The sequence below is a fragment of the Eleftheria terrae genome (assembly GCF_030419005.1).
Taxonomy (GTDB): Bacteria; Pseudomonadota; Gammaproteobacteria; order Burkholderiales; family Burkholderiaceae_C; genus Caldimonas; species Caldimonas terrae.
The window spans coordinates 3989024-4004791 of record NZ_CP106951.1; the positions used below are offsets into that span (position 1 = coordinate 3989024).

Below are 15768 nucleotides of genomic sequence, written 5' to 3' on the forward strand. Positions count from 1 at the left end.
GGAGCCCGGCTCTGCAGTGTTGCAGCGCCGCCGCCCCGTGCCAGTCGGTGCGGCGCATTTCACGAATCCCCCGTGATCCGGGGGGAGGCGCTAAACCATTCGGCAAATCTCTGGATAACCACTGCAAGCGCGGGATGCCGAAGGTGTCCCGCCCGGGCGGCTGTGGCATCGCGCGCAAGGACTTAGCGCGGCCCCGTCCGGCACACATGGAAACCAAACAACAGTTCGAGCCGCTCGCTGGCCGGGGTCCGTCCTCCAGCGCGCGGCGGTGAGGGAATCGCAGCATGTCGGCAATCGTCGCGGGCCAGGGCCTGGGTTTGATCAACACGTCTTTGGGCCAGCTCGGCGCGTCCGGGCAACTGGGCCAGGCGACGCAGGGGCGCTCGGGCGAGCGGGTGTATGTGAACGCCGGCACCGGCAACCTGGTGGTGCAGCAGCAGGATGAATGGCTGATGGGCACGGGGCCGGATGTGGCCCTGCTGAGGACCTACAACAGCCTCGGCACCTCCAATGACGACAATGGCGACAACTGGCGCCTGGGCCTGAGCCGCCGGGTGCTGGGCGCCAGCGGCACCATCAACACCGCCGGCAGTACCGTGAGCCGCCTGGGCGAAGACGGTGCCGAGCAGCTGTTCACCTACGACGCCGGACGTGCCGCCTACGTCAGCAAGCAGGGCGGTGGCAGCTACGACACGCTGGCGTGGGATGGCAGCGTCTGGACCTTCACCGACGGCGACACGCAGGTGCGCGAGGTCTATGAGGTGGTGAACGCCACCACCCGCGAGGCACGCCTGAAGAGCGTGACCGACCTCGACGGCAAGACGCTGACCCTGGGCTACAACGCCGCCGGGCTGGTCACCGAGATCAAGACCGCGGGCGGCGAGACCGTCTACATCGACTACGACAGCAGCGCCGGCAAGACGGCCAACATCCTGCAGATCCGCACGGTGAAGGCCGATGCCAGCGTGCGGACGCGCGTGCGTTACGGCTACGACAGTGCCAACCGCCTGACGAGCGTGACGGTGGACCTGAACCCCGAGGACAACTCGGTGGCCGACGGCAAGACCTATGTGACCACCTACACCTATGTCGACGCCACCTCGGACCGGCTCGATACGCTGACGCAGACCGACGGCAGCAAGCTGGACTTCGACTACGACGCCAGTGGCCGCATCACGGCGGTGAAGGAAACCGTCGACGGGCAGGTGCGCACGACGAGCTTCGACTACTCGGTGGCGGGCGTGACGAAGGTCACCGATGCGCTGGGGCAGGTGACGGAGCTGGCCTACGACGCGAGCACCAAGCTGCTGCGCAGCATCAAGGCGCCGATGGTGGGCAACGGCACGCAGCTGCCGCGCTTTGGCTACGACGCCAACGGTGACGTGTACGAGACCATCGACGCCCGCGGCAACAGCACGCGCTACCGCTACGACGGCAACGGCAACCGCATCTATGAACGGGACATGCTGGGCAACGTGGTGGAGCGCAGCTACGGCAGCCGCAACGAGTTGCTGAGCGAGACGGTCTACCGCCTGCCTGACCCGGACGGCGAAGGCGCGGCGCTGCCGGGCCAGGGCGCGACCACTCGCTATGTGTACGACGCGAAGCTGCACCTGCGTTTTGTGGTGGATGCGGATGGGCGGGTCACCGAGCACCAGTACAACAGCCTGGGCCAGCGCAGCGCCACGTTGCGCCATGGCGGCGGCCTGTATGGCAATGCCGCGGCCGCCCAGCCGGCACTGGCCGAACTGGAGGGCTGGGCCGCGGGCCTGGACAAGAGCAAGGGCCAGCGCAGCGACTTCGCCTACGACACCCGTGGCCAACTGAGCAAGGCCACGACGTACAGCCAGTTGACCGCCGCCGGGGCGGGCATGCTCAACGGTGAGCAGGGTGTGACGCAGTACGTGTACGACCCGGCCGGGCAATTGCTGCAGACCATCGATGCACGCGGCGCAGTCACCACCTATAAGCAGGATGGCCTGAACCGGCTGGTGAGCCAGACCGATGGGCTGGGGCGGGTGACCACCACGGTCTACAACGACGCGCTGCGGCAGACCACCGTGACGATGGCCAATGGCCTGGTCACGGTGAGCACGTTCGATGCGACTGGCCGGGTGGTGAAGCTGGAGCAGCTGGACGGCACCCAGGCCAATGCGTCATTGGGCGTGGCGACGTACCAGTACGACAAGCTGGGCCGCCTGGTGAAGACGACGGATGCCACCGGGCGCAGCAGCTACCTGATCTACGACGCGGCCAGCCGCAAGGTGGGGGAGGTGGATGCCGAGGGGGGCTTGACGGAGTACCTGTACACCCCGGAGAACCAGGTCGCGGCGACCAAGCGGTATGGGAACGCGGTGTCGGCGGCAATGCTGGCCAGCCTGGCGGCCGACCCGGCGGGCGCGGCCTTGCCGCAGTCCTTACTGGACAACGGGATGGCGGGGTGGCGGCAGGGGAGCGAGCCGGCGAGTGCGAACGTCACGAGTGGGCAGAACCTGAATGCGACCTACAGCCTGCCTGGCGACGTCACCTTGTGGTTGAAGCAGACGGGCACGGAGCCGCTGACTTCCTACATCGAGTCGGCGGCGGCCAAGGTGGTGGCAGGCCGGCGGTATGAAGTGTCGGCCTACACGGGCGTGCAAAGGGCCGCCGGCGTGTCGCTGGAGGTCTTCTTCTACGACAAGGACGGTAAGCGGATCCTGCCTGCGGCGGGCGATACCTCGCAGGTGCCCACCGGTGGGGACTTGCTCAACAACGCCGAGAAGCGGGCCGGGGCGACGCTCGCCACCTACAAGCGCCTGTGGGGCTTTGTGACGGCGCCGACCGGCGCGGATTCTGCCCGGGTGGTGGTGCGCAAGACGCCGACGATTGAAGGCGAGCCTTACTCGTTTGCCTTTGCGACCCATGTACACGTGGGCGAAGTGTCGGCGACCCAGGTCAATGCGACGCCGATCAATGTCCGCCCAGCCGCGCACGCCCACGACCGCGTCAGCCGCAACATCTACGACAAGGCCGGCCGCCTGGCGAAGACCATCGACGCCACCGGTTCGGTGGTGGAGTACAGGTACGACGGCGCAGACCGTGTGGTGGAAACCGTTGCCTACGCCAATCGCCTGACCCCGGCGCAGCTGTCGGCGCTCACGGCACTGACCACCTCCGCCGGCCTCGACATCCCGCCCACATCACCCAGCGCGGTGCCGGTGGCCGATGCCGCCAATGACCGCCGCACGCGGTATTTCTTCAGTGATGCCGGCCTGGCCCTGGGCACCCTGGACGCCGAAGGCTACCTGACGAGGAACATCTATGACGACGCCGGCCGCCTGAGCCGCACCGTGCGCCATGCGACGGTGACTACGGAAGCCTTGCGGGCCAGCGGCACGCTCGCGGAATTGACGCCGGCCGCCGATCCCGCCAACGACACGCTGACCGCCTACTTCCATGATGCCAAGGGCCAGGTGACCGGCTGCTTCGTGGCCGAGAGCTACGACAGCGCCACCGCCCTGCACCGTGGCTACCTCAGCTGGGCGCGTTATGACGCGGCCGGCAACAAGATCGAGGAAGTGCGTGAGGCGATTCGCGTCACCTACAACGAGGCCACGCCGGCCGTGCTGCCCACGGTGCCGACGGGCGCCCATTCGCTGGACGAGCGCACGACCTTCCAGTACGACGCGGCCAACCGCCTGGTGCGGCAGGACAAGCGCGAGAGCGGACAGCCGCTGGCGCTGGTGACCCTGCTGGAGTACGACCTGGCCGGCAACGTGGTGCGCACCATCCGCGGCGCAGAGACCGCGGAGGCGCGTACCCAACAGAAGCGCTACGACGTGCAGGGCCGCCTGGTGGCGGAGCTCGGCGCAGAAGGCCACCAGCAGCTGCTGGCCCTGGGCACCGGCGCCACTGCGGCCCAGGTAGACGCCGTCTGGCAGCGATGGGGCACCCAGCACAGCTATGACAAGGCGGGCCGCCGCATTTCGACGGTGACGCCGAACGCCGCCACTGGTGGCGACAAGACGGTCTTCTACTACGACGGCGAAGACCGCCTGACGCACAGCATCAACGCCCTGGGCGAGGTGACCGAGTACGGCTACAACGCCTTTGGCGACCGGGTGCGCGAGACGCGCTATGCCAAGACGCTGGCCGCACCCGGCGCCGGCGGCTTGAACACGGCCATCAGCGCCGCCGTGGCGGCGCTGGCGGGCGGCGAGACCACTCGCAGGACCGACATTGACCAGCTCGGCCGGGTCTGGGCGTGGTACGACGCGCAAGGCCAGGTGCTGAGCAAGCAGAGCTATACCGCCTTCGGCGAGGCGGCACAACGCTACGACCAGGTGCAGGTGCGCGGCGCGGCCGCGACCACGCTGACCTCGCAGTTGGTGTACGACCGCCGGGGCCTGCTGAAGAGCAGGACCGAAGCCACCGGCACCGCTGCTCAGCGCACGACACAGCTAACGCATGACGCCTTCGGCCGTGTGGTCGAGAGCATCGATGGGCGTGGCGGTGTGGTGACGCGCCAGTACGACCGCATGGGCCGCGAGATCGAGGTGAAGGACGCCACCGGTGTGGCGCGTGCCACGACGTATGACGCGTTCTCTCGGGTGTACACCTCGAAGGACGGATGGGGCTTCACGACCATCTCTACGTACGACCCGGCGAAGGGCCGCCTGACCGTCAAGACGCCGGAAGGCGTGAGCACGACCACCGACTACAACCAGTTCGGCGAGGTGGTCAGCGTCAGCAACGGGCAGTACCGCACCGAGTACGAGTACAACCGCGACGGTCAGCTGGTGGCTACGCGCAAGGAGGTGCCCGCCACCGGCGCAGTGATGGCGGAGGCCACCGCCCGCTACGACGAAGCCGGCCGCGCCTTCGAGACGCGCGACGCCCGAGGCACGCTCACCCGCACCAGCTACGACCCAGCCGGCCGGGTGCTGACCCGCGTGGTGGACCCGGATGGCCTGAAGCTGACCACCCGCTATCGCTATGACGCGAAGGGTCAGGCCAGCTGGGTGCAGGACGCCAATGGCGTGTGGACCTTGACCGAGTACGACGTGCACGGCCGTGTCGCGGCCGTCACCACGGACCCCAGGCGAGGTCCGGACGCGATGGTGGGCGCCGCGGACGACAACCCGTCCGGGCTCGGCATCCGCACCGAATACGCCTACGACCTGGGCGGCCGGGTGGTGACTCTCACCGAGGGCGCAGGATCCACCCAGCCGAAGGTGACCCGCTACGTCTATGACGAACTGGGCCGGCGTGTGGAAGAGATCGTGTCGCCCGGCGTGGTGAACGTGCGCACGGTTTACACCTACGACGCCAATGACAACGTCACGGTGAAGACCGATGCCAATGGCGCGGTGACGCGCTATGTGTATGACGCCGAAGACCGGCTGGTGTGGCTGGTCGACGGCACCGGCGCGGTGAGGAACACCGGTTACGACGCCAATGGCCGCATCAGCCGCACCATTGCCTATGCGGACCGTATCGACGCGGCGAGCCTGGCGGCGCTAGGACTGGCCGCCACCTCCGAAGCGGTGGCGGCGGCCCTGGCCGCTGCCAATGCCGACTACGCGAACAACGCCGGCAACCAGGTGGAATACCGGACCTACGACAAGGACGGTCGCCTCACGCACACGGTCGACGCGCTTGGTTTTGTGGTGAAGCGCGAGTACGACGCGAGCGGCAACGTCGTGAAGCTCACGCGCTTTGCCAACGTGGTACAGCGCAGGATCGGCATCTACACGAATGCCGCGACCATTCCCACCAGCCTCTTGCGGGTGGCCCCGCCGGTGCTGGTGGCGGTGGGCGCCACGCCGCCGGCGACCGGCTCCTATCTGGTGGAGAGCCCGGCGGCGGACCAGGTCGAGCAAACTTTCTACGACGCGGCAGGGCGCGCTGCCTACAGCGTCGATGCCTTGAACGGCGTGACGCAACGCCGCTACGACGCCAATGGCAACGTGGTGGAGACCCGCCGCTACGCCAACCCCATGACGGGCACCACGGTGGTGGATGGCGTGACCCGTGTCACCGTGGCGGCCGACAACGCGCGGGACCAGGTGACGCGCACCGTGTATGACAAGGCCAACCGGGCGACACACAGCGTGGATGCGCTGGGATTCGTCACGCAGCGCGAGTACGACGCGCTGGGCCGCGTGACCAGCACCACCCGCTATGCCACGGCCTTCCTGGGCACGCTGGCAGACGGCCAGGTGCCCACGGTGGCGCCGGTGACGCAAGCGTCCAGCAATTGGGTGACGCGGGATGCGACCACCCGCAATGAATACGACGCGGCCGGTCGCCTGGTGAAGGAGACCGATCCCGAAGGGGTGGCGACGCGGCATGTCTATGACGCGGTGGGCCGGCGCATCCAGACCATTGAAGCTGAGGGCACATCTGCGCAGAGCTGGACGCTCTTCGGCTACGACCATGCGGGCCGACTCGGCAAGGAGGTCCGCGGCTACAAGACGGCCGAGATGGCAGTGACCCGCTATGCCCTTGACGGCGTGGGCAATCGCGTCCGCATCATCGAGGCGCGTGGTGTGGAATTGGCCGAGACCGACAGCGAATGGGCCCAGAAGACCCGTGTGGCGCTGGGCCTGCCGCAACTGGAGGCCGCGCTGACCAGCGCCCAGCAGGCGGCTCTGTATGCCAAGTACACCACCCTGCAGACCTTCGACGCACAGGGCCGGGTGACCACTGTCACCGACCCGCTGGGCGGCGTGACCCGCACCGCCTACGACGTCTTCGGCAATGCGGTGAAGGTGACGGACCCCAACGGCAACACCGGCTACTTCTACTTTGACCGCCTCAACCGCGCCGTGCTGCATGTGGACCCCGTCGGCAGCGCGGTGGAGACCACCTACAACGCGTTCGGCACGGTTGACGCGGTGACGCGGTACTTCAAGGCCGTCGCCGTGGCAGGCGATGCCGCCGTGCATCGCCTGAGCGAAACGAACCGCCCGGTGGTGGTGACCGCTGCACCGACCGAAGGCGTCTACCTCCTCAAAGGCAGCAGCGACCAGATTACGCGCATCGAGCATGACAAGCTGAACCGGCAGACGGTGATCACCGACGCCGCCGGGTATGTCGAGCGCATGGGCTATGACGGCCTTGGCAACAAGGTCAGCTACACCAACAAGGTGGGCGGCGTGTACCGCTACACGCACGACCGCAATGGCCGGGTGCTGACCGAAACCTCGCCGGAGAAGACCCGCAAGCTCGGCAGCGACGGCCTGCCGGTGCTGGGCGCTGACGGCTTGCCGGTGATGGTGGACGTGGTGACCACGTTTGCCTACGACCCGATGGGCAACCTGAAGGGGAAAACCGAGGCGACCGGCTTGTTCGAGCAGCGGCGCACGAATTTCGCGTATGACCGGCTGGGGCGATTGATCCAGCAGAACGGCGAACCGACGGCGACCTTCGACCCCGTGAATGGCACCGACGTGACGGTGACGCCCACGGTGCTCAAGACCTATGACGCGCGCGGCAACCTCATCGAGGAAAGGAACCCGCGCGGCGGCCGCACCCTGCACTACTACGATGCTCTGGGACGCGAGGTGGCCCGGGTGTCGCCCGCCCTGGCGCTCACGGTGTACACCTACGACGAAGCGGGCAACAAGATCGCCGAGAAGACCTTTGCGAACACGGTCGAGTTCTCGAACGGCGCTGTGTTGACCGCAACGGTTCCGGTGAAGGTGCTGGACGCTGCGCCGGCGGCTGGTGTGACCGCCATGTATGTGGTGGCCGACAAGGCGAACGACCGGACCGTGTTCTACAGCTATGACGCGGCCGGCCGGCAGACCGGCACCCGCATCGAGGACATGCAGTTCGCGGCTTACGACACATCGGTGAACGGCAACCAGTACCGGGCATGGACCGGAGCCATCGAGACCCAGGTGGTCTACGACGCGATGGGCAATGTCGTGAAGCAGGTGGATGCCAACGGCAACGTCACGCGGCTGTACTACGACGCCCTGGGCCGGAAGGTGGGACAGCTGGATGCGCTGCGTTACCTGACCCGCTGGCAGTACGACGGGCTCGGGAACATGACCACCGAGACGCGGCACTTCTACGCGGTGAATGCAGCGCTGCCGGTCACGGACGACACCACCTTGGCTGAACTGACGGATCCGGCGAACCTGACCGCGAGCAGTTCTGTCGACCGGACCAAGGTGTATGTGTACGACAAGCTCAACCGGGTGGTGACGGAAGTCCTTCGTCGGGTGGCTTATGGCACCTTGGACGCTGCAGGCGCAGTGACGAACACGTCGGCCGACGCATATACCCGCTATGTCTATGACGGGTTGAACAACGTCACTCGCAAGACGCAGGGAACGTCGACGGTGGTGGACTCCACCACCGATTGGAAATTCGACCTGGTGGGCCGCCAGGTGCGGGAGGAAAAGCCGGAGTTCCAGGACTTCGAAGGGGCCCTGGTGCGCCCGACGACGGACCGGGAATACGACGCGCTGGGCAATGTGCTGCGCGAGATCAAGCGGGGTAAGGACCAGCAGTCGGAGTCCGACGATCGCATCACGCGCTTCGCTTATGGCAAGAACGGCTGGATGACCTCGCAGACGGATGCTGCGGGCGCCGTCACTGAGTTCCGGCATGACGCCGCTGGCAATGTCACGCGCAAGACGCTGAAGGGGCGCCGCGATGCAGAAGGGCTCACGGTCGACGACGTGACCTGGTACCAGTACGACGGGCTCAACCGGGAGGTGAAGAAGACCGACGTTGCCACGAAGGTGGTGTATGACGTGCTCTACAACGCTTTCGGAGAGGTGGTCGGGAAGCGCAGCTACACGAAGGAGTCGTCGGCGCCGTGGCAGGAGTTTGCTGCGTTCGATCGGGCAGGGCGGGTGTGGAAGACGAACTCCGGGGATGGCATCACCAAGGTCCACGTGCATGACGCAGCGGGGAATGCGACGCTGACGATCACTTCGAGGAGTGATGTGTCGGGGTTGACGCTGGGGCAGGTGCTGGGGCGGAAGGACACGGATAAGCACATCAGCGTGTTTGATGCGCGGAATCAGGTGGTGAAGTCGTTCGAGGCCAATATGGAGGGACGTAGGGCATCCGCGGTGATTCAGGGCAACACGACCGGGCACTCCGTGTACGTAGGATCCAAGTCGGCAATCAGTGTGGGTTCTGATGCCACAATTTCTGATGTGCAGCGCTCTGGAAACCAGGTTCTCGCAGGCGCAGTCGCAGTAGGGTCTGGGCAGGTTAGCGTAAGTCAGAATATCCATAAGGGCGATTATTCACGCCCGAACGGCACTGAAATCTTCATCTACGATGCAGAAATCAATGTGCAGGTCCCCAACACGACGGCATGGGGGGCGGGTAACGTCACGTTGGAGCTTTTGGGTTGGTATGTCGATGTAACCAGTGGCGCTTGGGTCAGTATCCCTTTAAAGACTGTTCCATCGAAGACTGCTTCCTTTGGTGAAGTTGTTGTTCCAGAAATCATCGGTGCGGAAGGCGGGAGCAGGCAGTTCAAGCTAAGGCTCGGCCAAGAGATGCAGTGGGACAAGGTCGTTGATCATATTACCTACCGCCTCTCCAAGAATACTGAGCAAGGTTCCGTGAGCCTCGGGGAAGTGACGGTTCCGACCGAAACTTCGGTGGATCACTGGTCCGCTCCTCAAACCTGGAGGGATGGCAGCCAATTAATTTACGATTGGCAAACCTCAGGAGGATTTTCTACCCCGGATGTTTTGCTTTTCAGCGGCCAACGTACCGACGCAACTCGCCTTATTCTCTTCTATCGTCCTAGGGGCTCGAGCGAGCCCTACTCCTGTCTGTGGGTTCCTCGAGTTCATAACCAAAAGGGCGATCCGATCTCTGGGCGGTTTGCGCAAGGGTTGGCCGGTCTCCCAAAGGGTGAGTTGGAGTTCGACTATTTGGTGATGGCTTCCGACGACAGAGTTGTGAACCGTCAGCGTGGTTACCTCGTGAATGGAGAAGGGGTCCTGGACAGTGGCCAGCAGAATGGTTTGCTTGGTGGGGATGGTGGGCCTGGGAGAGGCTATGCACTGAAAGACGGCTGGCTCAACATCGTCGAGCAAGGAAGCTCTGCCGCAAGTCTTAGATTGCGTTACAGGAACATTGCTGGCGGCGAGTGGAATACGGTTACCAACGCAAGCCACGAATTGCACCAGTCCAGTATTGCTGACAATGGTGGCCCTACCCAAGGGTGGTTTGCCTTGCGATGGGATCGATTTGCTGCAGGCGCCTCCTTTGAATTGGATGTCGAGGCCCTTGATTCAGCAAATAACGTTGTCAATCGCGCACGAGCCGTATTCTCTCGTGCTGCGGATGGCACGCCGCTGATCAGCAACTTCATCGCGTATGACAAACACCCTGCCCTGGTCCGTTTTGCGGAGAGCGTAGATACTAAGCGTGTAGAGGTGAGATATCGCTCTCCTGGTTCTCAAACCTACAGCAGCCCCGTCGAGGTGACGATTCGAGACGCGGAGGGGCGCTTTGTGTGGGACGCCTCGGACATTGCGCCTGATGCCCGAACTGACTATACCTTTGAAGTACTGATCACCGCCTACAGCGACGCAAACCTGATCAACAACCAGACACGAGCAACGCTGCAGATCGGCCCCAATCCCGTCGTGCTTGCAGCAGAGGCTGATACCTTGCCTTTGACGCTCCGGCTGGCACCGGAGCAGAACGGTGCGCGCAGCCTCGCCATCGGCTATCGGGTACATGGCTCGTCTGACGACTACAAGCCGTTGGAAGCGCAGGCCGTCGGGTCTGAGTTCCATGTGAGCCTCGGCAGCATCGCACTGCCGGCCACTGGTGCGGTGTTGTACGAGTACGTGTACGACGCCCTTGACGCCAACGGCAAGGTCCTCGGCCGCAACAACGGCACCTTCACCCTGCAACCCACCGGCTCCAGCGCCGCCCGCCTCGACTGGGTGATCACCAGCGTCGACAACCCCAACCAGATCGTTCGCACCCAGACCTACAACGCCTTCGGCGAAGTCATCAGCGAAACCGATGGCCTCGGTCGCACGACCTCCTTCGCCCGCAACAACGCCGGCCTGCTCACCACCCAGGTGGCCCCCAGGACCCAGGCGACCTTGAGCAACGGCTTCGTGGCGTCGGTACGTCCCACGACCACGACCACCTACGACCTCGCGGGCCGCGCCATCGCAACGACGGACGCCAACCGCAACGTCCAGACGCAACGTTGGGCCGCCGGCAGCAACCTGCTGCTTGCCGAAGCCCACGCCTATGGCCAGAAGCAGCACGGCTACGACATCTTCGGCGACAAGCGCTACACCGTCGACGAGATCGGCAACCGTACCGACTACCGCTATGACGCCATGGGCCGGTTGGTGGAAACCGCCCAGCCCGAGCGCGCTGCCGGCACCCCAGGCAACGGCGGTTCGGCGCCTGTCCGCGCGGTGGATCGCTACGACTATGACGAGGCGGGCCAGCGCATCTCGCACACCAACGCACTGGGTCATACCGAGAAGATGGCCTATGACAGCCTGGGGCGCGTGACGAAGGCCACCAGCTTCCAGGGCGTGGTCACCGAATACGCCTACGTCTACAGAAGCGACATCCTCGGCAACGCAGGCCTCCAGGTGGGCGGTTGGGAGAAAACCACCAAGGGCACGGCCAAGCGCACGTCCATCGAACGCTCCGACGTGTTCGGCCGAATGACGTGGAAGCAGGACCTGGGTGGCCACCAGTTCACCTACTCGTACAACGCCTCCGGTTGGCTCACCGGCCAGACCGGCACCAGCGGCCAGAACATCGCTTTCAGCTACTACGCCAACGGCTATATCGAGAGCATCTGGGACAAGGCCACCGGCTCGTTCACCAGCTACGAGTACGACAAGGAAGGCAACCGGACCTTCGAAGGCTATGTGATCCTGAAGGACCCGCTCAACCCGAGCGGCGGCGTTCGCGACTACTACCAGTACGCCAGGATCACCTACGACGAGCTGAACCGGGTGAAGTCCATCGTCGATCCCAAGGCCACCATCGAGTACGAGTACGACGAGGCCGGCAACCGCCGCCGTGTGTACAGCGTCTATCACGACGGGGTGAACGGGGCCAAGCGCACGCAGGACTATTGGTACGACTATGACAAGCTCAACCGGTTTGTCGTGACGAAGGGTGCCTTGTCCGGCGCGCGCGCAACATCAGCCGACGACAACACCGTCACGGTGGTGCGTGGCAAGGACGGCGTCTCGGTCGCTTATGACGCCAGCAGCCGGCGGACTGAAGCCATCAACGGCGTGGACGGCACCACCGAGCGCTACAGCTACACCGCCGATGGCTTCCTGGTTGACACCAGCATCAACGGCGCGCTGCGCGCGCACCGCGAGGTCGACGTCGCCGGCCGGGTTGGCACCTACACCGAGTACGACAAGGACGGCAAGACCGTCACGTACCACCGGGTGACCACCTACAACAACGACCACCGGGTCCTGAAGCAGGTGGACGGGGACGGCACAACCAATTACTACTACTACACCGACACCACCGATAACGCTGCCACAGCCCAGAATTGGGGGGCCGGCGAGCTGGCCCGCACCGAGAACATCGGCAGCGGCAAGGACGCAACGAAGGTCAACACCTACTACGCCTACGAATACTGGGACGAAGCCAAGCAGTTCGCCATCACCAACCAGGCCTACAACCCCACGCTGAAGGGCCGCAACAGCGCGTGGAAGCCCGGCTACTCCAACCTGGAGTACGACGTGAACGGCCACATCAAGACGGCGATCGATGTGGCGGGGGAACGCAGCTTCCGCTACGTGACGGACGCGCAAGGCCTGATCATGCTCCGCGACGAGCTGGACCATGGCCGGGTGAACCGCGTGCACCGCTACTACTACGCGAATGGCGTGCGGGTGGGCGATGTCGGCAACGACGGCCCGACGCGCACCGACTATGCCCAGTCGCTGGCTGCGCGCGGCAAGCCGCAGGCAAGCTACAAGAACTGGAAGCCGATCGCCAGCGCCGACTTCGACCAGAACTACGAGCCGGTCAGCGCCGACTATCCGTCCGTGGTCCCGTACACCTACAAGGTGCAGTCGGGCGACACGTTGCAGAGCATCGCACAGACGGTGTGGGGCGACCGCGCGATGTGGTACCTCATTGCCGAGGCCAACGGCCTGAGCGGTGCCGAGACCCTGGTGGAGGACCAGCGCCTCACCATCCCGCCCAAGATCACCAACATCCACAACAACAGCGGCACCTTCCGGGTGTACGACCCGGGCGAGGCGATGGGGAACATCCAGCCCACCTTGCCGGCGGCGCCGAAGCCGCCGGGCGGGGGGTGTGGAGCGCTGGGGATCATCGTGATGATCGTCGTCGCGGTGGTGGCGTCCGTGATGACGGCAGGGGCGATGACCGCTCCCGCCAACGCCGGGCTGCAAGCGATGTGGACGGCCGGTACAGGCGCCATGACCGGTGGGTTGTCGACAGCCCTCGTCGTCGGTGGTGCAGTCGGGTCCGTGGCCAGCCAGGCCGTCGGCATGGCGATGGGGACGGTGGACCACTTCTCTTGGTCTGATGTGGCCATGGGCGCTATTGGGGCTGGCGTTGGGGCCGCCATTGGGACTTCGGCTCTCGGCGGCATCGGCGGATGGCAAGGGGCAGCTCTTCGCGGCGCGGTGGGCAGCGCGTTGACGCAGGGAGTGTCCGTCGCTGCCGGCCTACAAAAGAAGTTTGATTGGCGAGGAGTGGCCGCCGCCGCCGCGGGGAGTGTTGCGAGCTACGGCGTTGCGTCAGCGATTGCTGACGAGCAGTTAGCGCTTGCTCGAGCCTCAGGTCTTCCTCTCGAAGCCGCGAAGCAAGCCGTGCAAGCCGATTTCGCAGGGAAGCTATTCCGTGACACCGTCAGCCGCGTCGCTGGAGGCGGTGCGCGCACTCTTGCCCTTGGCGAAAAGCCAAACTGGGTGTCCATTGCTGCTCAAAGTTTCGGGAGCGCGATCGGGGACTCTCTAACTGGAGCCGTGCTTGAATCCGAGCGCAACAAGGAGAAGACGTTCGGTCTAGTTGGAGCGAGGGCACCATTCGGGAACGGGGTAGGTGGCCTCGATCTTCGAGTAAGAGGCGAAGAGGCAGGTGAGAGCCTATCAAATGACGCGCTCTCGCAGTTGCTCGATGCATTTGGTCGAAGCGATGAGCACCGGGTGGCATATCCTTCATTCACCGTGGCAGCCGCTGAAGTCGATGAACCGGGGGTGCCAAACGCTGAAAGCAAGCGAAGGGCACTTGAAAACCTCCGTAGAATGAAAAACGGGGCGTTTGGCGGCAGCTATGACGAGCAGACTGGCCAGTTGAGTCTGAGCGGGGGAGGAGGCGCTGCTCCCGAGCGCGACTTGGCTGAGGATGAGGCCTTCGATCAGGCACTGAAACAGGGAGCCGCCCGGCAAAATGCGGCAGCGAGAGAGCGCATCATGAGCGGCCTTACCGCTGAAGCAATGATGCGTCAGAAATGGGAGGCAGAGGATTCTGCTCCCGCTCAGCAGCCTCGCATGACGAAGATCGAGAAAGTACACTTGCTGCTCGATGTGGTCAATACGGCCGCTGATGGGCCGTTCGCTCTAATCGGTGCTGTCGCGAGCGGTGTGGATGCTGGAATTTATTATTTCTATGAGGGGAAGAAGCAGGAGGCGACCTACTCTCTTGCAGGGGCCATTCCGGGGCTTGGAATAGTTGGGGGCGTGCGCAGAGGTGCGAGAGTTGCGGGGGAAGTTGGTCAGGATGTTAAAAATTTTGGCAATACTAAAACCCCTCTACTACAAGAGCCTCAAGGCGTTGTTGCTGATTTGCTCTACGGTGCTAGGTCAGGCGAGGGTTTGCCAGGAGCTCAAGGTGTCGTTGTTCCGTATCGCCCCACCGCTAACGAACTGTTGAACCTTAGTGAAAAGCATCGCGTTGAATTCTCAACAACATATACGCTGGGTGCAGGAAAGAATGGCGGAGGAGGCCACATCACCCTCTACTCTGGAGACGCCGGCAGGGTGAGCTTCGGGGAGGTATCCTCGAACACCATTTTGCTGGACCATGTGCACCCGCGTGGCACACCCAACGCGAGCGGATACTACGTTAACTCTACTACCGGGAAGGAGGTCATCAATTGGGCTGCACGGGACATCGAATCCGGTGCCTTGTCGTTTCGCGGCGACCAAGCAGCGCTTCAAGCTTTGATAGATGCGGGGTCTCCGCAACGGGTTTCACGCATTGTGCCCGCCGCAAGTCCCGAAGGACTCTATCAGCCACCTTTCAGATTCTCCGTGGATAGTAAGAACCTGGACTATTCCGTCGTAGGCGGCAGGGTGCTTCCGCATAGCTCTCGATATGATATGAGTGCCGGCCCTCGTGGTTATCTACCCTGAGTTGCATGGAAAGGAAAAACTATGAAACTCGATGACCCTGCAGAATTCGCGGTTTGGGCTGTAATTTCTTCCGGAAAGGTTGGTGAATTTCGGCGCTGGATGGCTTTGCGAAAGAAAACAACCGAACTTTCCATCCATCAGATATACGGTCAAGCTCTGAAGATGCGCGAACCAGTTCAGTTGTATTCGGGAATCGGGTGGGAAGAGGTGGCTCCGCTGTTGGAGTCATTGCCTACCTTTGTAGAGCCTGGCAGCGAAAAAGTCTCCGAGACGGACCTTTTCCCCGGCCCAAAAACACCGTTCTGTGCAGAGCACCGCCTTTATCACAGAGGCGGCACCTGTCCAATTAGTACAGGCGACTTCATTAGAAGAGGTATTCGCAGCCAGGAATAGTATT

General features: G+C 64.0%; 2 protein-coding genes. Both read left to right on the forward strand.

Annotated elements, in window-relative coordinates; translation table 11 throughout:
• Positions 1–284 precede the first annotated feature (284 nt).
• On the forward strand, positions 285–15371 hold the full coding sequence (locus tag N7L95_RS17740) for a LysM peptidoglycan-binding domain-containing protein (RefSeq protein WP_301256575.1): 15087 nt from the start codon (positions 285–287) through the stop codon (positions 15369–15371).
• Positions 15372–15392: 21 nt separating this feature from the next.
• On the forward strand, positions 15393–15764 hold the full coding sequence (locus N7L95_RS17745) for a hypothetical protein (RefSeq protein ID WP_301256576.1): 372 nt from the start codon (positions 15393–15395) through the stop codon (positions 15762–15764).
• The last annotated feature ends 4 nt before the right edge of the window (positions 15765–15768 follow it).